Source organism: uncultured Ferrimonas sp. (genome assembly GCF_947489035.1).
GTDB lineage: Bacteria > Pseudomonadota > Gammaproteobacteria > Enterobacterales > Shewanellaceae > Ferrimonas.
This window is the reverse complement of the sequence record NZ_CANLCI010000012.1, coordinates 52,308-74,761: the sequence shown is the minus strand read 5'-3', so window position 1 is coordinate 74,761 and position 22,454 is coordinate 52,308. Positions and strand designations below refer to the sequence as shown.

19 protein-coding genes are annotated in these 22,454 nt (G+C 52.9%); 11 read left to right on the top strand and 8 right to left on the bottom strand.

Features of this window, described 5'->3' with window-relative positions; genetic code table 11:
- Positions 1 to 8 precede the first annotated feature (8 nt).
- Positions 9 to 1,070: a 3-deoxy-7-phosphoheptulonate synthase gene (locus Q0796_RS09275; RefSeq protein WP_298442211.1), complete on the bottom strand. Its 1,062-nt coding sequence runs from the start codon at positions 1,068 to 1,070 to the stop codon at positions 9 to 11.
- A gap of 156 nt (positions 1,071 to 1,226) precedes the next feature.
- Positions 1,227 to 2,039, bottom strand: a complete 813-nt coding sequence (locus tag Q0796_RS09270) for a pyruvate, water dikinase regulatory protein (RefSeq protein ID WP_298442209.1) — start codon at positions 2,037 to 2,039, stop codon at positions 1,227 to 1,229.
- Between the two features lie 141 nt (positions 2,040 to 2,180).
- Between Q0796_RS09270 and ppsA the strand changes: the two genes are divergently transcribed.
- The 6 genes from ppsA to Q0796_RS09240 all read left to right on the top strand — a co-directional run bounded on the left by ppsA (position 2,181) and on the right by Q0796_RS09240 (position 10,941).
- The gene (gene ppsA / locus Q0796_RS09265) at positions 2,181 to 4,556 is read left to right on the top strand and encodes a phosphoenolpyruvate synthase (protein ID WP_298442207.1); all 2,376 of its coding nucleotides are present in this window, start codon (positions 2,181 to 2,183) and stop codon (positions 4,554 to 4,556) included.
- A gap of 154 nt (positions 4,557 to 4,710) precedes the next feature.
- Positions 4,711 to 7,713 (top strand): FAD-binding and (Fe-S)-binding domain-containing protein, encoded by a 3,003-nt coding sequence (locus Q0796_RS09260; protein ID WP_298442270.1) that lies wholly within the window; start codon positions 4,711 to 4,713, stop codon positions 7,711 to 7,713.
- A gap of 63 nt (positions 7,714 to 7,776) precedes the next feature.
- Positions 7,777 to 8,271, top strand: coding sequence for a DUF1285 domain-containing protein (locus Q0796_RS09255; RefSeq protein WP_298442205.1), 495 nt, complete (start codon positions 7,777 to 7,779; stop codon positions 8,269 to 8,271).
- A 217-nt stretch (positions 8,272 to 8,488) separates the two neighbouring features.
- The gene (dsdC, locus tag Q0796_RS09250; protein WP_298442204.1) at positions 8,489 to 9,436 is read left to right on the top strand and encodes a DNA-binding transcriptional regulator DsdC; all 948 of its coding nucleotides are present in this window, start codon (positions 8,489 to 8,491) and stop codon (positions 9,434 to 9,436) included.
- A 191-nt stretch (positions 9,437 to 9,627) separates the two neighbouring features.
- Positions 9,628 to 10,446, top strand: coding sequence for a MaoC/PaaZ C-terminal domain-containing protein (locus Q0796_RS09245; protein WP_298442202.1), 819 nt, complete (start codon positions 9,628 to 9,630; stop codon positions 10,444 to 10,446).
- A gap of 60 nt (positions 10,447 to 10,506) precedes the next feature.
- Positions 10,507 to 10,941 (top strand): hypothetical protein, encoded by a 435-nt coding sequence (locus Q0796_RS09240; RefSeq protein WP_298442200.1) that lies wholly within the window; start codon positions 10,507 to 10,509, stop codon positions 10,939 to 10,941.
- Between the two features lie 93 nt (positions 10,942 to 11,034).
- On the opposite strand, the gene Q0796_RS09235 is transcribed toward Q0796_RS09240, so the two are convergent.
- On the bottom strand, positions 11,035 to 12,723 hold the full coding sequence (locus Q0796_RS09235) for an NAD-dependent malic enzyme (protein ID WP_298442199.1): 1,689 nt from the start codon (positions 12,721 to 12,723) through the stop codon (positions 11,035 to 11,037).
- Between the two features lie 125 nt (positions 12,724 to 12,848).
- Entirely contained in the window at positions 12,849 to 13,457 is a 609-nt protein-coding gene (locus Q0796_RS09230; protein ID WP_298442197.1) for a hypothetical protein, read from the bottom strand.
- A gap of 74 nt (positions 13,458 to 13,531) precedes the next feature.
- Between Q0796_RS09230 and Q0796_RS09225 the strand changes: the two genes are divergently transcribed.
- The 3 genes from Q0796_RS09225 to Q0796_RS09215 all read left to right on the top strand — a co-directional run bounded on the left by Q0796_RS09225 (position 13,532) and on the right by Q0796_RS09215 (position 17,442).
- Entirely contained in the window at positions 13,532 to 14,839 is a 1,308-nt protein-coding gene (locus Q0796_RS09225) for an MFS transporter (RefSeq protein WP_298442196.1), read from the top strand.
- Positions 14,840 to 14,992: 153 nt separating this feature from the next.
- Positions 14,993 to 15,205, top strand: coding sequence for an acetyltransferase (locus tag Q0796_RS09220; protein ID WP_298442194.1), 213 nt, complete (start codon positions 14,993 to 14,995; stop codon positions 15,203 to 15,205).
- 719 nt (positions 15,206 to 15,924) lie between these two features.
- Entirely contained in the window at positions 15,925 to 17,442 is a 1,518-nt protein-coding gene (locus tag Q0796_RS09215; RefSeq protein WP_298442193.1) for a fumarate hydratase, read from the top strand.
- 60 nt (positions 17,443 to 17,502) lie between these two features.
- Here Q0796_RS09215 and Q0796_RS09210 read toward each other — a convergent pair whose 3' ends face one another.
- Positions 17,503 to 17,685, bottom strand: coding sequence for a hypothetical protein (locus tag Q0796_RS09210; RefSeq protein WP_298442192.1), 183 nt, complete (start codon positions 17,683 to 17,685; stop codon positions 17,503 to 17,505).
- 379 nt (positions 17,686 to 18,064) lie between these two features.
- On the opposite strand from Q0796_RS09210, the gene Q0796_RS09205 reads away from it, so the two are divergent.
- A complete protein-coding gene (locus tag Q0796_RS09205) occupies positions 18,065 to 20,095 on the top strand; it encodes a S9 family peptidase (protein WP_298442191.1) in 2,031 nt (676 codons plus the stop codon).
- 185 nt (positions 20,096 to 20,280) lie between these two features.
- Here the strand turns inward: Q0796_RS09205 and minE are convergent, their stop codons facing one another.
- Genes minE through minC form a run of 3 tightly spaced genes read right to left on the bottom strand, consistent with a single transcriptional unit; the run spans position 20,281 to position 22,025 of the window.
- Positions 20,281 to 20,538 (bottom strand): cell division topological specificity factor MinE, encoded by a 258-nt coding sequence (minE, locus tag Q0796_RS09200; RefSeq protein ID WP_298442189.1) that lies wholly within the window; start codon positions 20,536 to 20,538, stop codon positions 20,281 to 20,283.
- Between the two features lie 3 nt (positions 20,539 to 20,541).
- The gene (gene minD, locus Q0796_RS09195; protein WP_298442187.1) at positions 20,542 to 21,354 is read right to left on the bottom strand and encodes a septum site-determining protein MinD; all 813 of its coding nucleotides are present in this window, start codon (positions 21,352 to 21,354) and stop codon (positions 20,542 to 20,544) included.
- 8 nt (positions 21,355 to 21,362) lie between these two features.
- A complete protein-coding gene (gene minC, locus Q0796_RS09190; protein ID WP_298442185.1) occupies positions 21,363 to 22,025 on the bottom strand; it encodes a septum site-determining protein MinC in 663 nt (220 codons plus the stop codon).
- A 127-nt stretch (positions 22,026 to 22,152) separates the two neighbouring features.
- Between minC and Q0796_RS09185 the strand changes: the two genes are divergently transcribed.
- Positions 22,153 to 22,443: a YcgL domain-containing protein gene (locus Q0796_RS09185; RefSeq protein WP_298442183.1), complete on the top strand. Its 291-nt coding sequence runs from the start codon at positions 22,153 to 22,155 to the stop codon at positions 22,441 to 22,443.
- The last annotated feature ends 11 nt before the right edge of the window (positions 22,444 to 22,454 follow it).

Here is a 22,454-nt window from a genome sequence, read left to right as displayed (position 1 = left end):
CGTTATGTTTATGAAACAGTTCGGCGTGCACGAACCGCAGCAGCCAAATCGCGCAGCAGCTGTTCCGAGTCAGCCCAATTGATGCAACCGTCGGTGATGCTTTGGCCAAACGTCAGGGCTTTGCCTGGCTCGACTTTTTGCTGGCCAGCCACCAAGAAGCTTTCTGCCATCACCCCGCCTATGTGGCTGCCATGGGGCTGCTGCATCTGGTTGATGATGTCTTGTGCCACCAGCAATTGGCGCTGATGCTGCTTCAGGCTGTTACCGTGGGAGAAATCCACCACCACTTTTGGGATCACGCCGCTGCTGCCAAGGCGCTCGGCCGCATCGATAACAAACTCGGCTTGGTAGTTTGGCTCTTTACCGCCGCGCAGGATCACATGGCCAAAGGGGTTACCGTGGGTACGGTAAACACTCATCTGCCCATCTTTATCTGGCGAGTAGAAGATGTGTGGTTCGCGAGAGGCACGCACTGCATCAATGGCAATACGCATGTTGCCGTCGGTGCCATTTTTAAAGCCCACAGGGCACGACAGCGCTGACGCCATTTCACGGTGGATTTGGCTTTCGGTAGTGCGTGCGCCAATGGCGCCCCAAGTGATCAGATCAGCAATGTACTGGCCATTCACCATGTCGAGGAACTCGGTGGCGATGGGCAGATCCATTTCGGTAATGTCCACCAGCAACTTACGGGCAAGGCGCAAACCTTTATTGGCGCTGAAGCTGCCGTCCAGATCCGGATCGGAGATCAGGCCTTTCCAGCCAACAATGGTGCGGGGCTTTTCAAAGTACACGCGCATCACAATCAGCAAATCATCTTTGAGCTCGTGATGGATCCCAGCCAGTTTTTTCGCGTAAGCGATGGCAGCATCGGTATCGTGGATTGAGCAAGGGCCGATGATCACCATCAGTCGATCGTCTTCGCCACTTAAAATCGCTTCAACCCCACGACGGGCATTGACCAAATTGTCAGCGCCCGCTTGGCTAAGCGGAAATTCGTCGGCCAGTTCAGCCGGGGAAATTACCTTCGACAACAGCGTTGTACGAAGTTCATCGGTTTTAATAGTCATGCGCTTCCAACTGGACGGCTTGAAACCGCCAAATGGCGGGAAATGAGCACGAGTATACCGAATTTAGGGGCGTTTGCGCGGCAGGAATGAGGGCTTTAGGTCGGTCTGTTGAATATCTGCACAGACCGACCGCATTAACGGAAGAAAATGACTGCTCTAGAACATTTTTCGTTCCAGTTTGGTTTCAGACAGGATCTTGGTGGCGATCTCTTCAACGGAGTGAAAGGTGGTGTTAATAAACGGGATCCGTTGCTTCTTAAACATCATCTCAACCTCCTTTACCTCCATTCGGCACTGACGCAACGACGCATAAGTGCTGCCTTGTAAGCGCTGATTGCGGATCTCATGCAGGCGCATTGGATCAATGGTTAAGCCAAACAGCTTATGTTTATGCTTCTTTAACTCTTCCGGTAGTTTTAGGTTGTCCATGTCTTCGGCAATAAAAGGGTAGTTGGCCGCTTTTACCCCAAACTGCATTGAGAGATAGAGACTGGAAGGGGTTTTGCCACAACGGGATACGCCCACCAAAATCACATCGGCTTGATCCAGATTCTTCATGGTGATGCCGTCATCGTTGTCCATGGCGAAGTGGATGGCGTCGATCCGATCGTTATAGGCGGCGTTGTCGATTGAGTGGGTTCGGTGGGTTTTTGGCTCTGCAGTCACCCCCAGTTGTTGCTCTAACGGGGCCACAAAGGTGTTCAAAAAATCGTAATCGAGCCCTTCAGAAGAGTAAATAATGCTGCGAATATCTTGATTCACAATCGAATGGAATACTAAAGGGCGCTCCCCTGTTGTAATAAAACAGTCATTGAGCTGTTTTTTAACCTCTTCTGCTTTTTCGATGGTTTCTACAAAAGGGATGGTTGTTTGTTCAAATTCGATGGGAAACTGCGATAAAACTGCGTGCCCGAACACTTCTGCGGTGATCGCAGTACCGTCAGAAATGTAGAAAACTTTACGCCCCATAACACCCTCGCTTTCGTTTATGTAGTAATAAAATTACAAGTAAAATTAGCCATTTACCGTAGCTTTCAGCGCAGTGTAAAATGCCCGCGCCCCTGCTGGAAGGGGCAACATAATTAAAACCGAGGTTATGAGGATAGAACTGTGACCCAATATGTACTCTGGTATCAGGAACTTGGCATGCACGATGTCAACCGAGTGGGCGGCAAGAACGCTTCCTTGGGCGAAATGATCAGTAACCTGGCCAGCGCTGGTGTGCAGGTGCCGGGTGGTTTCGCGACTACATCTGATGCATTTAATGAATTTCTCGATCAAAGTGGCCTGAACGAAAAGATCTATGCCGTTCTCGATACTCTGGACGTGGATGACATTGATGCGCTTACTACTGCCGGTAAGCAGATCCGCCAATGGATTATCGATACTCCGTTCCAAGCCGATTTGAATAAAGCCATCGAAATCTCTTACGCCGAGCTATCTGCTGATGGCGGCGATGAAGTTTCCTTTGCAGTTCGCTCCTCTGCGACCGCTGAAGATATGCCTGACGCATCCTTCGCGGGTCAGCAAGAGACCTTCCTCAACGTGCGTGGTATTGCCGCAGTGAAGCTGGCGATTCACCACGTTTACGCATCCCTCTTTAACGACCGCGCTATCTCTTACCGCGTACACCAAGGTTACGACCACCGTGGCGTGGCGTTGTCTGCCGGTGTGCAGCGCATGGTTCGCTCTGATAAATCATCGTCAGGCGTACTGTTCTCCATCGATACCGAATCCGGCTTTGAAGACGTAGTGTTCATCACCTCGGCTTACGGTTTGGGTGAGATGGTAGTGCAAGGCGCGGTTAACCCTGATGAATTCTACGTTCATAAGCCAACCTTGGCGCAGGGACACAACTCGATTGTTCGTCGTAACTTGGGCTCTAAACTGATCCAGATGGTTTACTCAGGCGATGAAGCACACGGCAAGCAAGTTGAGATCATCGACGTACCAGCAAGCCAGTGCAGCAAGTTCTCCATCACTGACGCAGAGGTGATGGAACTGGCTAAGCAAGCGGTAATCATTGAAAAGCACTACGGTCGTCCAATGGACATCGAATGGGCCAAAGATGGTTTGGATGGCAAGCTGTATATCGTGCAGGCTCGTCCAGAAACCGTACGCTCAAATGAAGATGCCCAAGTGATTGAGCGTTTCAATTTGGCCAACCGTTCTAACGTACTGATTGAAGGCCGCGCCATTGGCCATAAGATCGGTGCCGGTACCGCGAAAGTGCTGCAGTCCATCGAACAGATGGATCTGATCCAGCCGGGCGACGTACTGGTGACCGACATGACCGATCCCGATTGGGAACCGATCATGAAACGTGCCGCTGCGATTGTGACTAACCGTGGTGGCCGTACTTGTCACGCGGCGATCATCGCCCGTGAACTGGGGATCCCAGCGGTAGTTGGTTGTGGCGATGCCACCACCGTAATTGCCAATGGCCAAGAAGTGACGGTTTCTTGTGCTGAAGGCGATACTGGCTTCATCTACGACAGCAAGCTGGAATTTGAAGTGACTGAGTCACGGGTTGATTCCCTGCCTGAATTGTCGATGAAGATCATGATGAACGTCGGTAACCCAGATCGCGCCTTTGATTTTGGTCGCTTGCCAAACGAAGGCATCGGCTTGGCTCGCTTAGAGTTCATCATCAACCGCATGATCGGTGTGCACCCGAAAGCGTTGCTGAACTTAGAAGATCAAGACGCGTCCACCAAAGCTGAAATTGCAGAGATGATGCAGGGTTACGACAACCCACGCGAATTCTACATCTCTCGTTTGGCGGAAGGCGTGGCCACCTTGGCGGCATCGGTTTACCCGAAACGCATCATCGTGCGCATGTCTGACTTTAAGTCGAACGAATACGCCAACTTGGTTGGCGGTGATCGTTACGAGCCTGAAGAAGAGAACCCAATGTTGGGCTTCCGTGGTGCGGGTCGTTACATCGACGACAGCTTCCGCGATTGCTTTGCGCTGGAATGTGAAGCAATTAAGCGCGTTCGTGGCGAGATGGGCTTAACCAACGTTGAGATGATGATCCCATTCGTCCGTACCGTTGGCGAAGCGGAGCAAGTGATTGCCGAGATGGCCAAGAATGGCCTGAAGCGTGGCGAAGACGGTTTGCTTGTACAGATGATGTGCGAGCTGCCTTCTAACGCGTTGCTGGCGGATCAGTTCTTGGATCACTTCGATGGTTTCTCCATCGGTTCGAACGACATGACCCAGCTGACGTTGGGCTTGGATCGTGATTCTGGCATCATCAGCCACCTGTTTGACGAGCGTGACGAAGCCGTCAAAGCACTGCTATCGATGGCCATTAAGGCCTGTAAAGCGCGCGGCAAGTACGTGGGGATCTGTGGCCAGGGGCCTTCCGATCACGAAGACTTCGCCCAGTGGCTGGCAGAGCAGGGCATCGACTCGGTGTCGCTGAACCCAGATACCGTGGTTGATACTTGGCTGTACTTGGGTAAAAAATTAGCAAAATAAGCTAATTCGATAACCTGATAAGTTCGAACCAGAAAGAAGCCGCTGTGAATGCGGCTTCTTTTTTTTATGCTAGTCGCAGTTTTGGCTCAGTGGTGTCTATTACGGCTGAGCGTTACCATGGCAAGGTACAGCCATGGTGCTAGAAGGATTTTATATGCTGCCCGCGTTACACCCCGAGGCGTCTGTTGCGCCTGAATACCAAGCCTATTTGACTGCGCTAAAAGGCGCAGGCTTTAGCGGTGAAATTGAATCCGGTTATGACCACCGCATCAATTACGCCACCGACAACAGCATCTATCAACTGTTGCCACAGGCGGTGATCAAGCCTAAAACCGTGGAGGATCTGCAAATTGCCCTGCGCTTGGGGCACACACAGCCCCACCAAGCGTTGAGCTTCAGCCCGCGTGGTGGCGGCACGGGCACGAATGGTCAGGCGCTTAATAACGGCATCATTGTGGATACCTCTCGCCATTTAACTCAGGTGGTGGCGATTGATGCGCAGCAGCAACAAGCGCGGGTGCAATGTGGGGTGATCAAAGACGCGTTGAATGATGAGCTGCGCCCCCACGGCCTCTTTTTCGCCCCCGATCTGTCTACCTCGAATCGCGCCACGGTAGGGGGCATGATCAGCACCGATGCCTCGGGTGCGGGCTCTTTGGTGTACGGCAAAACCTCGGATCATGTGTTGGGCATTACCGCCATTTTGGATGATGGCAGCCTATTGCAAACCGCGCCGTGGGATGCCGCGGCGCGGGCTCAGCTGAGCGGCCGAGCCCGACAGTTAGCGCAAGCGATATTGGCTTTGTGCCAGCAACAGCAGGGGCTGATCGAAGCGCGCTTTCCCAAGCTCAATCGGTTTCTCACCGGTTACGATTTAAAGCATTGCTACAACCCCGACACCGACATTCTCGATCTAACCCGCTTGTTGTGCGGCGCCGAAGGCACCTTGGGGTTTGTGGTTGAAGCACAGCTGGATCTCACCGCCATTCCCGCCATGCGCACCTTGGTAAATATCCAATACGACAGCTTTGACAGCGCCTTGCGCGATGCCCCCGCCTTAGTGGCAGCCAATGCCACCGTAGTCGAAACCATCGATGCGACCGTACTGGGTTTGGCCAAAGAAGACGTAAGCTGGCACGAAGTGGCCGATTTGGTGGAGCCAGAACAGAGCGAGCGCCGTTTTGATGGCATCAACATGGTTGAGTATGCGGGCAGCGAGGAAGACGTTGCTGAGCGCGTAGCGGGGTTGCTTCGCCGCTTAGACAGTAAACCCGCATCGGTGCTGGGCTATAAGGTGTGCCGAGATCTGGCCAGCATCGGCCGAGTGTATGCCATGCGCAAAAAAGCGGTGGGGCTGTTGGCTGCAGCCAAAGGCGCCCGTAAGCCGTTGGCCTTTGCCGAAGATACGGCAGTGCCGCCAGAAAAATTAGCGGATTTCATTGCGGAGTTCCGTGCCATTTTAGATCGAGAGCAGCTGAACTACGGCATGTTTGGCCATGTGGATGCGGGCGTGTTGCACGTACGTCCCGCTTTGGACATGGCCGATCCCGCCGATGAACAGCTGCTGTATCGGTTGTCGGACGAAGTGGCGGCATTAACCCAGCGCTATGGCGGCTTAATGTGGGGCGAACACGGCCGTGGCATTCGCTCTAAGTACGGCCCCGAGGTGTTTGGCGAGCTGTTCGGATCCCTGCGCCAAGTCAAAGCGTGGTTTGACCCCAGCAATAAACTTAACCCCGGCAAGATCTGCACCCCCGCGGGCAGCGATGCAGAATTGATGCCGCTGGAAACCACCAGTCGTGGCGCCAACAACCGCCAGATCAGTCCAATGAGTCGCGAACAATATGAGCGCGCCATTCGCTGTAATGGCAACGGCTTGTGCTTTAACTACCAAGCCAGCACGCCGATGTGCCCCTCATATAAAGCCAGTGGTGATCGGGTGCAAAGCCCGAAAGGCCGTGCTGAGCTGATGCGCGAATGGTTGCGGCTGTTGGCGGAACGCGGAGTGGATCTCAGCCAATACCCACCCCAGCCCGCCAGTGTTTGGCAAAAAGCCAGTAACAGTTTGCGGGGCGGGGAAGATTTTTCCCACCAAGTGTATCAAGGGATGCAAAGCTGTTTGGCCTGCAAAGCCTGTTCTGGTGCCTGTCCAGTTAAGGTGGACATTCCTACCTTGCGAGCCGAGTTTTTGCATCACTATTACGGCCGCTACCTGCGTCCCGCCAAAGATTATCTGGTGGCAGGGTTAGAGCAAACACTGCCATTGCAGGGCAAAGCCCCACGGCTGATCAACGCCTTAGCTCAAAACAAACTGGCGACCGTAGCGATCAGAAAACTGTTGGGTTACGTTGATGCGCCGCCGTTGTCCGTACCGACCCTGGCTGAGCGAGTCGGGGCTGCGCCACAAACCATGGCGCAATTTGAACAGCACCTTGCAGGACTGAGTGCCGACCAGCGAGCCAACACCGTTTTGCTGCTGCAAGATCCGTTCACCAGTTACTACGACGCTGACGTGGTTGAACAGGCGTTGAAGTTATTGGGCAAACTGGGTTTTACGCCGTTGCTGGTGCCTTATCTGGTGAATGGCAAACCGCAACACATTAAAGGCTTTATCGATCGCTTTAAGCGCACGGCGAGCAACACCACGGAAACTCTGAATCGCATTGCCCGTTATGGGCTGCCCTTGGTCGGGATCGATCCGGCCATGGTTCTGACCTATCAAGATGAGTACGTTGAAACCCTTGGGGCCAGTGCGGTGCAGTTTGAAGTGCAGATGTTGGCCTCGTTTTTATTAACGCAGCAGTCTCGCTGGCCACAGGCCACCGCCACTGAGAAACGCTACCGTTTGATGGGCCACTGTACCGAGAGCAGCGTGCGCCCCCAAGGGGCGCAAGAGTGGCAACAGCTGCTTAGCCACTTTGGTGCTCAGCTTGAGTTAGTGAGCGTCGGCTGCTGTGGCATGGCGGGTACTTTTGGCCATGAAGTCAGTAATCTTGAAACGTCCAAGCGGCTTTATCAGATGCATTGGCAATCGCCGTTGCAGCAAGGGCAGGGGGAAGCCTTGGTCAGCGGCTATTCCTGTCGCAGCCAAGTCAAACGATTGGCCCAGCAACAGTTGCGACACCCACTGCAGGCGCTGCTGGATCTGTTGGACTAATTTAGTTGGATCGGAGCCAGTGATTGCTGGCATCAGCGCTGAGCCAGTAAAAGGAATACACACATGTTAGAGCGGTTAATTACCCAAGTGGGCGAGCACCCGAAACTGGCACAATGGCAACCGCCATTGTGTGGTGACATGGACATGCGGATCGATCGTGATGGCAACTGGCACAGCCTAGGGCAGCCGTTAGCACGTGAGCGAATGGTGCGGTTGTTTGCCAGTGTTTTGCGGCGTGAAGATGACGGTGAATACTATTTGGTGACACCGGTAGAGAAATGGCGGATCAAAGTTGATGACTTGCCCTTTGTCCTTACGGATCTGTGTGAGCAAGACGATGGTTTCTGGTTGGTTGGCCCACTTGGTGTACGCTGTAAAGTGAATCCTGATCATCCGTGGGCGATCATTAACCAGTTACCGGCCGTAGAGTTATGGCATGGTAACTGGGCTAGATTAAGCCGTCCTTTATACTACCGTTTGGCCGAAATGGCTGAACATCGAGACCAAGGTTATGGCGTCATGATAAATGATTATTGGTGCGTGCTTGCACAAGATTAGCCTGTGTTGCTGCGGCTTGAGCAATCTTCATTGCCCTTTGTGGGTATAGACTAAGCGCACTGTTTGAGCGCTAACTGTGACGCTGGCAGCTGGCACTCTTTAACAGATTGTGAACAAGCTCCCGTTGTTGGGTTGTGTCAAAATTGGGCGGTTGCAGTTCGTGTGTCAGTTAATATGATGAGTCTCGAATGATCTAAAATAATCCGAGAGAACTCTTATGCTCAGTAGCACCATCTTGTCGTCCATGTTTTGTTTTGCGAGTGCCGCTCGCCATTTAAGCTTTACTAAGGCGGCAGAAGAGCTACACCTAACTCAAAGTGCAGTTAGCCATCGCATTAAGAAATTGGAAGAGCAATTGGGCTTCAAACTGTTCTTGCGCTTTAACCGCCGTTTGCAATTAACGGAGCAGGGTCAAGGGCTGTTAGCGGTGCTGGATAACTCGCTGGGGGATCTGGATGGCGCTATTCGCGATCTGCGTCAACAAGAGTTCACTTCAAGCGTTAACATTACTGTGCCTCACAGTTTTGCCCGCTGCTGGCTGGCAGAACGCCTAGGCGGCCTACATAACGAATACCCAAAAATGACCTTGAACGTGCGGGCGCAAAGTCGAGCCACCGATTTTCAGCATGAAAAGGTGGATGTGGCGGTATATTTTGATACCCCAGATCGTCACCATTTGCACCAGCAGGTGTTGTTTGGCGAAAGCCTAGTGCCAGTGTGCAGTAAAGAGTATGCCGATCAACACAACTTGTGGCAGAACCCAGATGCCTTAGCCAGCTGCTTGTTGCTGCACGATGAAAGCGCGTGGCGCGGCGCCGATGTGCATTCCGAGTGGATGTACTGGGCACGTAAAGCTGGCATGGAGCAGTTATCGGTGTCGCACGGTTTTGTGTTTAACCGTTCTGATCTGGCTTACCGCGCGGCAATGTCTGGTCAAGGGGTGGCGATTGGTCGCTGGCAGATGGTGGCGCCACAAGTGGAGTGTGGCAACTTGGTGGTACCCATTGATGCGTTTGTGCCAGCAGAGCAGTCTTACCTAACGGTGTGTCACCCAGATCGTAAAGACGTGCCAGCGATTAAAGCGATGTTTGAATGGCTGCACAGTCAGTCACACAGCAGCATGATTGAACGCGAACAACATAAACAAGAGCTTTGTTTTAGCTAAAATACTGAGTTGAAAAAATCGGCTTATGAAGCAACGGCGTCAGACAATTTCTGACGCCGTTGTTGTATCTGCCATCTTTACGCTGGCGTGGTTATTCTTTTTAAACAAACGCTTACTGGTCTGTCCTGTCGAAGCGTCTAGGGGAGTATGCTATGCCGTTGATAAAAGTTTATAGCGATTGAGAACAGCAGATGCACCTTGACCTAAGCCAACAGCAGATCCCGTCCCACTTAGCCTTAATGTGGAAGGTATTTACCAAAAAGACGGTGCCTGCCGAGCTGCCGGCAATGACCATTCGGGTCGCCGATTTTCGCTTTGACCCACTGCAACTGCGCAAGTACAACGAATACTGCGGATTTGCCCCCGATGCGATGCCGCTGTGTTACCCCTTTGTGGCCACCCAATCGGTGCAAATAAAATTGCTGGTGGATCCGCAGATCCCAGTGACGCCACTGGGGATGATCCACATGGGCGTCAGCTTTGAGCAACTGTCGCCACTGGATCTAAACCAAAGCTACCAGTTTGAATTAAGCGTAGGCGAGCAAGTGCGCGGTGAACGCGGCTTAGAGTTTGAACTGCTGGGCACCTTCAGTGCTAACGGCGAAGATGTGTGCCGCTACCGCTCGCGTTGCTTCATTAAGATGGATGGCCCTAAGCCAACCACACGCCCCGCACGGGAGCGCCGTGTAAACCGTGAATGGCAGACGCTGACCGAGCTGCAACTGGACGCCAGCCAAGCGCGTGGTTATGCCCGTTTGTCTGGCGATTTCAACCCAATCCACCTGCATCGAATGCTGTCTAAACCTTTTGGTTTTGATGAGCCCATCGCCCATGGCATGTACATGGTTGCGAAGGTGCTGAGCAAGGCACCCAACGGGGTAAGCTTCGCCGCGTTCGAATTTAAACGCCCGGCGCTGTTGCCGATCAGCGGTGCGGTTGAAGGCTGTGATGGTGCCCTGCGTTTTGTGAACAGTAAGCGTAAGCCATTGTTAGAGTGCAGCTATCACTAAATCGGCCTAGGCTTTAGATCACTTGATTGATAGCGGGGCATCAAATGCAGGGAGGTTGTGATGAATAACGAATGCAACACCTTTACTAATGATTACAGCAGCGAATGGCTGCGATTATTAGTGGGCACCCGTGGGGTGACGCGTTTGATGGCGCCGCATAACCAGCTGCTGTCACAGCCAGACAGCATCGACTTAGCGTTGTGTTGGCAGGTGCTGGCATCGGCGGAAGTGGTTGCAGCCTGTTATAGCCAAAATCACGATCGCATACCGGACGTGGCTAAGCAGTGGCTGAATCGCCGTCAAGGCTTATACGCCCGCCGCTGTAAAATTACCAAAGAACAAGCTGATAAAGCCCATAGCGCAGTAACCATGGCGTTACAGTGGCAAGGGCTGAAGGAGTGGTGTTGTTGCCACGCCTGCGGCCAAGCATGGCAACAACGGCAACAAGAGCTGCTGCAGCGGTTAGCGCAGCCTACGTCGATGCTGTCTCATTAGCAGCGCATCAATTCACCGTCGTTCGGTGGGCAAAAGAGCAACAAAAAGCGCGGGCCTTAGCCCGCGCTTTTTTATTGTGGCGACAGCGAGTGATTAAAACGCTGAACGCTTGTATTGACGGTACTCTGGGTACCAGAAGCTCTCTTCAATGGCATCACGCAAGTGATCCAACTTCACCCGCATCGCCACTCCGTCTTGCATGGCACTTTTGCCTACAGCGAAGGCGATCTGCTTGCTGACCTCGGCGATCTGTTCTAGATCTGGCAGCAGCGGGCCTTCCCCTTTCTGCCCTAAGGGCGAACACTCAGCCAAGGCGCGGCTGGCGGCCATAAGCATGTTGTCTGTCACTCGGTCGGCACCTGCCGCCAGTACCCCAAGGCCAACCCCAGGGAAGATGTAGCTGTTGTTGCACTGGGCAATCACAAACTCTTGCTCATCGTAGGTAACTGGGGCAAACGGGCTGCCGGTGGCAACCAAGGCACGGCCTTCACTCCAGCGCAGTACGTCTTCTGGAGTGGCTTCAACTCGACTGGTTGGGTTGGAAAGCGGGAACACAATGGGCTTGTCGTTATTGGCCGCCATTGATTCAATCACCTGTTGGGTGAACAAGCCTGGGGCGCCTGATACGCCAACCAAAACCGACGGTTTGGCGTTCTCAACCACTTCTAACAACGAGATGTTGTCACTGCTGGTGGCCCATTGTTCCAAGACGCTTTGCGGTTGCACTAAGTTTTGCTGGAAGTCGAGCAGGTTTGGCATGCCTTCGAGCAGCAGCCCCCAGCGATCAACCATGTACACTTGCGCGCGGGCTTTGTTTTCACTGAGCCCTTGGGACACCATTTCGGCGATAATGGCCTCAGCAATGCCGCAACCGGCTGAGCCGGCGCCTAAGAAGGCGATGGTTTGATCTTTTAGCTCGCTGCCTTGGGCTTTGCAAGCGGCCAATAAGCAACCCACGGTGACCGCGGCGGTGCCTTGAATATCATCGTTAAAGCAGCACATCTCATCTTTGTAGCGGCGCAGCAGCGGCATGGCGTTGCGCTGGGCAAAATCTTCAAACTGCACCAAGGCTTGTGGCCAGCGGCGTTTGATGGCTTGCATCACTTCATCAACAAAGTTGTCGTACTCGTCGCCGGTAACGCGGGCATGGCGTGCGCCCATGTACATCGGATCGTTCAAACGCTGTGGGTTATCGGTGCCCACATCCAACACTATTGGCAAGGTGTAGGCGGGGCTGATCCCACCACAGGCGGTGTACAGAGCCAGCTTACCGATTGGAATGCCCATGCCGCCAATGCCTTGATCACCTAAGCCTAAGATCCGCTCGCCGTCGGTGATCACAATCACCTTCACGTTGTGACCAATGGCGTTGTACAGCACCTCGTCAACGCGATTGCGATCCTCGTACGAAATGAACAAACCACGGGAGCGGCGATAGATGTTAGAGAACTGCTCACAGGCCGCGCCCACGGTTGGGGTATAGATGATTGGCATCATCTCGCTGATGTGATCCTGCACCAAGCGGTAAAACAGGGTTTCGTTGGTGTCTTGGATGTTGCGCAGGTAAACGTGACGATCCATGTCGTTGGTGAACGCGCGGTATTGTTCTGCGGCGCGGTTAACCTGCTCATCGATGGTTTCGACCGCTTTTGGCAAGAGCCCGTGCAGGTTGAAAAATGAGCGTTCATCTTCAGTGAAAGCCGAACCTTTATTCAGCAGCGGAGATTCGAGTAACACCGGACCGGCGTAATGAATAAATAGCGGGCGTTTGTTGTCGTCCATGAGAGACCTTTGTGGACCTGTGGCTGGGGCAAAAAAGTGGCGCAATCTTACCATGATAAACAACCCGTTGTGATCGCATTTTATTGAAAGAATGCGATCACAACGGATTGATTTATTGACATCATTTATAGCACTGGGAGCAGTGTTTCAGCGTCGCCACGTCGCTGTGGTGCCAGCATAAAAGGCGCAGGTTTTTCTAACTCGCTATCGGCGTTAATTCGTTGGTACGCACTGCGGTAACGCAGCTGCCACAAAGCGCGTTTATCGTCTTTAAAATCGATCTCTTTGGTGTTGGTTAATCTATCGCCACTGCGCCGTAAAGTGTGGCGGATGGTGATGGGGCGATTACTCTCTACATCGCTGTGTTCTTGCACCAAAATCCAGCTGTTGGGGTTCAGCACCTGCATCACGGTAGTGCGGCTTTCAAATGACTTCATTCGGCCATTACGCACATAGGCAACTTGCGCCGGTTGAGCCAAGGTGCGGATGGTCAGGGTATCGACCGGCATGGCGGGATCGATGAACTCCCGATGCACAATTAGGGTGGTTTGATCATTGGTGCTGCTAACGGTGAGCTGCAGCGGTTGCTGTTGCATTGTGCCACTGCCGTGGTCAATGTACTCCATGGTGCCACGCCATTGGCCGAGTAACGACAGCAGTGAATCCCGCTCTTGCAGCGGGACTTTAGCCCAGGCAATGGCGGGCAAACACAACAATAAGATGATCCGCTTCATGGTAACGACTCCACTGATTTGCACAGACAAGCATAGTGGTTTTGGCGTAAGCGGGTGAACAAGCAGGAGCATGGATGGCAACGGCGAATCAACGGCAGATCTTTGGCTGGGCCATGTTTGACGTGGCGAACTCGGCTTACACCACGGTGGTGATAACGGTGGTTTACAGTGCTTTTTTCGTGGGTTATGTGGTGCCGGCCGACAGTGAATGGGGCAACAGCTACTGGGCTGCAGCAATCATTATTTCCAGTGCCATGGCGATGCTGTTAGCGCCGTTGCTTGGTAGCTGGATCGATCAGTATGGCGGCAAAAAGCGGATGCTGTTGGCCACCATGGGCCTGTGTGCGCTCGCCACTGCGGGGCTCTATTTTGTCGCACCGGGCATGGTCTGGCTGGCGATAACCTTATTGGTGCTGAGCAACTGCTGCTGGATGCTCTCTGAGGTCTTTTGTGCCAGCTTTTTAACAGACATTGCTGATCAACAATCGATGGGTTGGATCTCGGGCTTGGGTTGGGGGCTCGGCTATTTAGGCGGCCTAGCCAGCCTGATCCTGGTGTTGTTTGGGGTGATCACCGCAACGCCGCAGCAGTTGGATTTGTATGTACAGCAGCACCAGTGGGCGATGGTGGCGGTGGCGGCTTATTTTGTGTTGCTGTCTTTGCCCACTATGTTGTGGCTGCAAGAGCCTAAGCCCGTAACAAAATCGTCCATTCGCTTTGCAGAAGTGGTTGCTCAATCGTGGCAGCAGTTTGTAGCCAGTCGTCACCTAGCGCGGCAACTGCCGGTGTTGTCTCAGTTTTTCATCATTTTCACGATTTACAGCGCTGGCATGGCGACGGTGATCAAATTCTTTGGGATCTACGTTGAATCAGAGTTGGTGCTCAGCAGTACGGAAAAAACCACGGTGTTCTTAGCGCTGCAGATCGCCGCCTTTATCGGCTCTATCGGCTTTGGTTTGCTAGAGCGCCAATTCGGGGCGCGCTTAACGGTGTTGCTGACGTTGTTGTGGTGGCTACTGGGCTTGCTGGCCATTCACCAGCTTAATGGTTTGAGCACACTGACCGGCATTGCTGTAAACCCACTCTTTATCGGTTGCACCTTATTGGCGGGAGCGGGGTTGGGGGCAACCCAAAGCGCCAGTCGTACCTTGGTTGGTTTGTTAAGTCCTGCCAGCTACAGCGGCCAACTGTTTGGCTACTGGGGACTGTTTGCCCGATTGGCGGCGATGGTTGGCACTGCTGCCTTCGCTTTAGTGGCGGATCTATTGTCAACTCGTCAGGCGTTACTGGTGGTGATGGCGTTTTTTGCCTTAGGCGCGGTGTTGATCAGCCGTTTGCCGGTGACGCGGGGTATTGAACAGGCCCAGCAGCTGCATCGCTAATCTCTGTTGATGATGGCTAAGCTCAGCGTGGTGGCAATTCGCGCTGTTTTGCGGTGGATTTATAAGGCTAACGAGCAAATTTTCTTTGGTTTTTCTGCCAATGCCGCCACGCTTACCTACACTTAAATGGTTATCAGCAAATGGAGTGTGCTCATGCTGCTACGTGAACAAAACTCTGGTGATCTGGTGGAAGTTATCCACGAACCGGATTTGTTGAACCCTTTTGTTCAGCAAATTCAAGTGCAATACCAATGCGGCCAAGATTTGGCTGATCCGGAAGTCTGTGACAAGTCTGCGTTAGCTTTTCCGTCCGGGGAAACGTTACCGCAGTGCTGGCTTAACGGCCATTACCGTACCAGTCCTTAAGGGAACACGTTCATCTCCTTGTTAGTTTTAGCCCTCCTTAACGGAGGGTTTTTTTGTGCGTAAATCGTGCACTTAAGGCTGGTTGCCGCGTTTGGGTTTATACAGCTTGGGTGGCAACCGCCGCGGATCGGCAATGGTAGGCCGAGTTTGTGGCCGCTGTATGCCACCGGAGCGTCTAACCGGCGAGGGCTTTTGCGGCTGAACCTGCCCATAATAGCTAGGCTTGTGCGGGCGCGGCTTTATCATTGGTGGCCGCTGGGGCTTCACGTAGTGAGGATGTTTGGCTTTGTGGCGATGTTGATGTTTGCGCTGAGGCTTGTGGTGGTTGGGATAATCGGGGCGATAGTAGGGAACGACCAAGTAGCTATGGTGCTGTTGGTTGCTGTAATAGCCGCTTGAAAGTGAGACGCGTTGATAATGACCGCCAAGACTGTAACAGCCGCTTAATAAGACACTGATGCTGCAACTAAAGATCAGCAGACGTAACGTTTTTGCATGGCTCATGATGCCCTCCTGCTCACGCTAGGCCGAGCGATTGCACCGATGGTGCGATAAAGGAAGTTTAGCTGATGATTGATTATCACTGTGATCAAGCGCACGCTGGTGGAGCGCAGCAGCCAGCCAAGGTATGATGTGCCGATAAATATCAATTTGATAACCAACACCGGTAGCTAACCGGGATATCGTGAGGCTGGGCGGGATGCCCATCGGAGACCATCATGGCCGTAATTCGTAAGCAAGACTTCATCAGTTCTGTGGCTGATGCATTGCAGTACATCTCGTACTATCACCCCAAAGATTTCATTCAGGCACTGACGAAAGCGCATCAGCGGGAGCAAAACCCTGCCGCCAAAGATGCCATTGCCCAGATCCTGATTAACTCCCGTATGAGCGCGGAAGGTCATCGTCCACTGTGTCAAGACACCGGCATTGTCACCTGTTTCGTTAAAATTGGCATGCAGGTGCAATGGGACAGCGATTTGACCGTACAGCAAATGGTGGATGAAGGGGTGCGTCAAGCTTACCTCAATCCAGATAACCCACTGCGTGCGTCGATTGTTGCTGATCCGGCGGGAGCCCGTAAAAATACCAAAGACAACACCCCTTCAGTGGTGCATATCGAAATGGTGCCCGGCGGCGAAGTGGAAGTGATGCTGGCGGCCAAAGGCGGCGGTTCGGAAAACAAATCGAAGATGGTGATGTTGAACCCATCCGACAGCATCTCCGATTGGGTGATCAAAACCTTGCCAACCATGGGCGCAGGCTGGTGTCCTCCGGGCATGTTGGGCATTGGTGTCGGTGGTACGGCAGAAAAAGCCGCAGTACTGGCCAAAGAATCCTTAATGGGCCACGTAGATATCCACGAGTTGCAGCAACGCGGGCCACAAAATGCAGAAGAAGAGCTGCGCTTAGAGATTTTTGAGCGAGCGAACGAGCTGGGCATTGGGGCGCAAGGGCTTGGCGGGGTGACCACCGTCTTGGACGTTAAAGTGAACTCGGCCCCAACCCACGCGGCGTCTAAGCCCGTGGTAATGATCCCCAACTGTGCAGCCACGCGACACGTGCATTTCCACCTTGATGGCAGTGGCGTGGCCGAGTTGCCGGTGCCGGATCTGAACGATTGGCCAGAAGTGACCCAAGAGGTTGGCGACAAGGTTAAGCGGGTTGATCTGAACAACTTGAGTGACGCTGAGCAGCAAAGTTGGCAAGCCGGTGATGTGTTGCTGCTTAATGGCAAGATTCTTACCGGCCGAGATGCCGCGCATAAGCGCTTAAAAGAGATGCTCGACAGTGGCCAAGGCTTGCCTGAAGGGGTCGATTTTAAAGGGAAATTTATCTACTACGTTGGCCCAGTTGATGCGGTGGGCGACGAAGTCGTTGGCCCTGCTGGCCCAACAACCGCAACCCGCATGGATAAGTTTACCGAGCAGATGCTGGCTGAAACCGGCTTAATGGGCATGATTGGTAAGGCAGAGCGAGGGCCGGCAACGGTAGACAGCATTGCCAAGCATAAATCGGCTTATCTTATGGCTGTTGGCGGTGCGGCTTATCTGGTTGCGAAAGCGATCAAAGGGGCACGAGTGGTGGCATTTGCCGATCTCGGCATGGAAGCCATCTATGAATTTGACGTGAAAGATATGCCGGTCACCGTTGCCGTTGATTCCAATGGCAACAACGTGCATGAAAGTGGCCCCGCGTTTTGGCGTGGTGAAATTGCGAAGCAAAAAAATGGCTAAGATTGGGCGGCGATAGCGCTTACGTTAGTCATCCAAACGGCAGCCTTAGGGTTGCCGTTGTTAGTTTTGGATCAGTTGTAACCACAATACCCAGTTGGTGAGGGCGCCGGTCGACATCGCCACCAACAGTGAGCTGCTGAGTACGGCTAAAGTGCGCCAGCGACGAACGGAAGCCAGCAAAAAGAAGCTAATTCCCGCCAGTACAGCGATCACCACACTCAGTAAAAAAATCGCATTTTCCAATTCAACTAGCCTTCGGATTGCCGTGACCGCGACAATTTAACAAAACCGTTTTGGTTCGACAGTACAGAGCAACGGAACTGTGTTGCTGTATTCAAAATCGCTGTATTAGCAATATAAAATTTACTGTTTTGGTTGAGTCTGCGCTCTGGTTGTTAGCAATCTGCTGACGCCCGCTAATGCCGTTATCAAAGCTGTAACTTGCACTGCCAACATCGGCTTTATTAGCAAGATCTTGTTGGGGAAGTCCACATCGACAGAGCAGTCCGCTTTGCTGGCACAGCGGTGGTCGCAAACGGTTGCTAATCGGTTGCCGCTATGAAAACCTTTGACGCGTTTTTAACCACAACAGCCACCGAAGAGTGGCTCAAGGGAAGCTCAAATGCACACATGGAAAGCCGCTCTGGCGCTGCTCTTGCCGTTGGCAAGTGCACAGGCCGCCGAACCGTTTAACATTCGCGATCTGAATCAACTGAATAAAGTCCACTCTGCGGCGCTGGCGCCCGATGGCAGCGAAGTGATCTATGGGATCACCTTGGTTGACGGTGACAGTAAGCAATCGGATCTTTATCGCCGTGCTGCTAAGGCCGATGCTGCGCCTCAGCGTTTAACGTTTAATGCCAGCACTGAACACAGCGTGAGCTACAGTGCCGACGGCAACGGAGTTTACTTCTTGTCTGATCGCAGTGGCAGCAGTCAGTTGTGGTATTTGCCATTAACCGGTGGCGAGGCTCGTCAAATCAGCGATCTGCCAATGCCAATTGACGGCTACAAGTTTGACGCCAGTGGCCAGCAAGTGGTGCTGCAGTTTCGGGTTGATCCCAGTTGCGAAACCTTGGCCTGTGCTAAGCAAAAAGCCGATGAGGCCGCGGCTGTCACTACTACGGGCAAGCACTACGAGCAATTGATGGTGCGCCATTGGGATACGTGGGTTGATGGCCTACGCAATCAATTGTTTGTCGCGACCTTAACTGACTTCACCCTGTCTGAGCCAAGCAATCTGACCCTAGGCATGAACACCGAAGTGCCCGCGTTGCCGTTTTCGGGGTTAGAGGAAGTCAGCTTCAGTGCGGATGGGAAATCTTTGGTGTTCTCTGCAAAGGCGCCCAGTCGCGATCAAGCGTGGCAAACCAATTACGATCTCTGGCAGTTACCGCTATCTGGCGGCACAGCGAAAAACCTGACCGCGAATAACCCCGCTTGGGATTCGCACCCAGTGTTTTCAGCGGATGGCCGTTACATGGCTTGGTTGGCGATGAGCATTCCTGGCTACGAAGCGGATCGTTTTCGGGTGATGCTGAAAGATCTCTATAACGGCAAAGTGAAAGAGGTGGCCCCAAGCTGGGATCGCAGCCCGTACAGCCTGATGTTTGGTGCAGACAACCACACCCTATACGCCAGTGCCCAAGATGTGGGGCAGGTATCGATATTTGCCATCGACACCCGCTTTGGCGATGTGCGTAAACTGATGGGCACAGGCAGCAACAGCTTGTTGGCAGTGCAGGGCGGTAAGGTGTTGTACAGCCACAACGATCTGGCCAATCCTGCGGATCTGTATCTGATGGACAGCAACGGCCGGGATCCCATCGCATTGACGGCGGTAAACCAAGAAAAATTGGCGAACGTGCAGTTGGCGGAGTTTGATCAGTTCAGCTTTAAAGGTTGGAACGACGAAACCGTTTATGGCTACTGGCTGAAGCCGGTGGGCTACCAAAAGGGGAAGCAATACCCTGTGGCCTTTTTGGTGCACGGCGGGCCCCAAGGCAGCTTCAGTAACCGCTGGCATGGTCGCTGGAATGCCCAACTGTGGGCTGCTGCAGGCTATGGCGTGGTGATGATCGATTTCCATGGTTCAACCGGTTATGGCCAAGAGTTTACCCACTCGATCTCTAAAGACTGGGGCGGCAAGCCGCTTGAAGATCTGCAAAAAGGGTTGGTCGCAGCAGGCAAACAGCAACCGTGGTTAGACATCAATAACGCCTGTGCCGCGGGTGGGTCGTACGGTGGCTACATGATGAACTGGATTGCTGGTAACTGGCCCGATGGTTTTAAGTGCTTGGTGAATCACGCCGGTCTGTTTGATATGCGGTCGTTCTACATGGTGACCGAAGAGTTGTGGTTCCCTGAGTATGAATTTGGTGGCAGCTACTGGGATCAGCCTAAGCGTTACGAGCAGTTCAATCCGGTTAACTTTATTGAAAACTGGAAAACCCCAACCTTAGTGATCCACGGTGCTAAGGATTATCGAGTGCCGTTAGAACAAGGGCTGGCGGCGTACACGGTGCTGCAACGAAAAGGCATTGAGTCAGAGTTACTGATGTTCCCAGATGAAAACCACTGGATCTTACAGAAGCCCAACTTGGTGCAATGGTACGACAGCGTGATTGATTGGATGGATCGCCACACCAAATAGCGAACAGATGAACGAACAAGGCGCCGCTGGGCGCCTTTTTTGATCTCGCACGGTTTGCGCGGACAACCTGACTTGATTCGAGATCATTGGGGGTTAAGCGTTTGCAGCAGCTGATGGATCATTATTTATATAGAAAAAAGGCCCAATAAACCGTGGTTTATTGGGCCTTTTTGCCAGTAAGGGCGTTACTCTTTCGGCAGGGTTACGTTGAGTTCCAACACCGACAGGTTTTGGTCGGAATGCTCGATGCTGCATTGCAGATCGGCAGGATCGATCTCAACGTATTTGCTGATCACCGCTAAAATTTCGCGTTTCATCGCGGGTAAGTAATCAGGGGTGCCGCGCTGAGCCCGTTCGTGGGCAACAATCACCTGCAGCCGCTCTTTGGCTGTTTGGGCGCTGGCCTTGGGTTTGCTGCGCTTAAAGTAATCAAGTAGAGCCATCGGTTATTTGCCTCCAAACAGTTTTTTGAAAAATCCTTTTTTCTCGATATCAAGAAAACGCATTGGCTTTTGCTCACCCAGCAGCCGCGCGATCGCATCGGCGTAGGCTTGGCCTGCTGGGCTGTCTTGGTTCATCACAACCGGTTGGCCTTGGTTGGATGCATTGAGCACGCTGCCACACTCTGGGATCACCCCCAGTACGGGGATCGCTAAGATGTCTTCAACATCTTCAAGGCTGAGCATCTCATCATTGGCAACGCGTTCTGGTGAATAGCGAGTTAGCAGCAAGTGCTCCTTCACGGGCTCGAGCCCTTGCTCTGCCCGTAACGAACGGCTTTGCAACATGCCTAAGATGCGGTCGCTGTCGCGCACGGAAGACACTTCTGGGTTGGTGGTCACGATCGCTTCATCGGCAAAGTACAAGGCCATCATGGCGCCATGTTCAATTCCCGCTGGGCTGTCGCAAATGATAAAGTCAAACTGTTGTTTTAGTTCGTCTAATACCTGCTGCACCCCATCTTGGGTGAGGGCATCTTTATCACGGGTTTGCGACGCTGGCAGAACAAACAGTTTGTCGTTGCGCTTGTCTTTGATCAGCGTTTGATTGAGATTGGCTTCACCGCGGATCACGTTAACAAAGTCGTACACCACGCGGCGTTCACAGCCCATAATCAGATCTAGGTTACGCAAGCCGATATCGAAATCGATGACAACGGTGCGATGACCGCGCTCGGCTAACCCCATGGAGATGGAGGCAGAGGTGGTGGTTTTACCCACGCCGCCTTTGCCAGAGGTAACAACAATAATTTTCGACATAGTTCTTCTTAATATTGGTTCAGTGTCAACGGCTGATGGATCAGCTGCTGCTGTTGTAAGGTCACCATGATGGCTTTGCCCCAATGGGCGGCATCAATGTGGTCGGTTAGCTGATAGTGGCCGGCAATAGAAAGCAGCTCTGCCTGTTGGTTGTGACAGAATATACGGGCTTCTGCCATGCCGCTGGCGCCAGCAAAGGCACGGCCGCGCATGGCACCGTAGACATGAATATTGCCATCGGCGACTAACTCGGCACCGGCACTTACCGGTGCCAGTACAATTAAATCACTGCCTTCGGCATACAGTTGCTGGCCAGAGCGCACCGGGCGTTCAACCACCATCGCGGCAGCCAGCTTATTGGCTTGGCTGCGGCCGTGTTTAAACAGAGGTAACCCCAACTCAGCCGCTTGTTGCTGATGGCACTGTTGCTGTGCTTGCAGCGCCATTGGGGCAAGCCCCACTTGGCGAACTAAACTGATCACGGATTCTACGGGGATAGAAGCACACAAACGATTGAGTTCCAGTACCACTGGCATTTGGGCAAATAACTTGGGCGCGCGCTGAATATGGTCGGTCAGCTGTTGTTGTAATGAAGGCAGATCCGCGCCACACAGTGACAATACTGACAGCGTAAAACCGCCGCCTTTAAATTCGATAGCAGTGGCGTGCATGATGCCCTAAAAACCTCTGATGGCGCAGGCTTTGAGCGCCGTTGCCGGATTCAATTTGAAGGATTGCATGTTATAGTGGCGGCAACCATTTTCGCAAGGCTCTAGTAGCGATAACAGATTAAAAACCATGATTTGTGCAGTATACAAAAGCAGTAAAAAAGCCGAGACCTACCTTTACGTAAATAATCGTGATGATTTCTCGCAGGTACCACAGCCATTGATGGATCTATTTGGTGTACCGCAGTTTGTCACGCTGCTGCCAATTGTTAAGTTAACCAAGTTGGCAGGGGCTGAACTCGATAAGGTGAAAGCGGATCTGGCCGAACAGGGCTTTTATTTGCAATTGCCACCACCGAATGAAAACTTGTTAAAGCAGCATCGCCGTGAGATGGGCTTGGACGAAAACCCAATTAAATAATTCATTGAGAG

Coding starts and splice junctions, on each gene's coding strand:
- Q0796_RS09255 (WP_298442205.1), top strand. CDS start 7,777: ATGTTAGAGCGGTTAATTACCCAAGTGGGCGAGCACCCGAAACTGGCA.
- minE (WP_298442189.1), bottom strand. CDS start 20,538: ATGGCTCTACTTGATTACTTTAAGCGCAGCAAACCCAAGGCCAGCGCC.
- Q0796_RS09205 (WP_298442191.1), top strand. CDS start 18,065: ATGCACACATGGAAAGCCGCTCTGGCGCTGCTCTTGCCGTTGGCAAGT.
- minC (WP_298442185.1), bottom strand. CDS start 22,025: ATGCACGCCACTGCTATCGAATTTAAAGGCGGCGGTTTTACGCTGTCA.
- Q0796_RS09240 (WP_298442200.1), top strand. CDS start 10,507: ATGAATAACGAATGCAACACCTTTACTAATGATTACAGCAGCGAATGG.
- Q0796_RS09235 (WP_298442199.1), bottom strand. CDS start 12,723: ATGGACGACAACAAACGCCCGCTATTTATTCATTACGCCGGTCCGGTG.
- Q0796_RS09230 (WP_298442197.1), bottom strand. CDS start 13,457: ATGAAGCGGATCATCTTATTGTTGTGTTTGCCCGCCATTGCCTGGGCT.
- Q0796_RS09215 (WP_298442193.1), top strand. CDS start 15,925: ATGGCCGTAATTCGTAAGCAAGACTTCATCAGTTCTGTGGCTGATGCA.
- dsdC (WP_298442204.1), top strand. CDS start 8,489: ATGCTCAGTAGCACCATCTTGTCGTCCATGTTTTGTTTTGCGAGTGCC.
- minD (WP_298442187.1), bottom strand. CDS start 21,354: ATGTCGAAAATTATTGTTGTTACCTCTGGCAAAGGCGGCGTGGGTAAA.
- Q0796_RS09270 (WP_298442209.1), bottom strand. CDS start 2,039: ATGGGGCGTAAAGTTTTCTACATTTCTGACGGTACTGCGATCACCGCA.
- Q0796_RS09225 (WP_298442196.1), top strand. CDS start 13,532: ATGGCAACGGCGAATCAACGGCAGATCTTTGGCTGGGCCATGTTTGAC.
- Q0796_RS09185 (WP_298442183.1), top strand. CDS start 22,153: ATGATTTGTGCAGTATACAAAAGCAGTAAAAAAGCCGAGACCTACCTT.
- Q0796_RS09245 (WP_298442202.1), top strand. CDS start 9,628: ATGCACCTTGACCTAAGCCAACAGCAGATCCCGTCCCACTTAGCCTTA.
- Q0796_RS09220 (WP_298442194.1), top strand. CDS start 14,993: ATGCTGCTACGTGAACAAAACTCTGGTGATCTGGTGGAAGTTATCCAC.
- Q0796_RS09260 (WP_298442270.1), top strand. CDS start 4,711: ATGCTGCCCGCGTTACACCCCGAGGCGTCTGTTGCGCCTGAATACCAA.
- Q0796_RS09275 (WP_298442211.1), bottom strand. CDS start 1,070: ATGACTATTAAAACCGATGAACTTCGTACAACGCTGTTGTCGAAGGTA.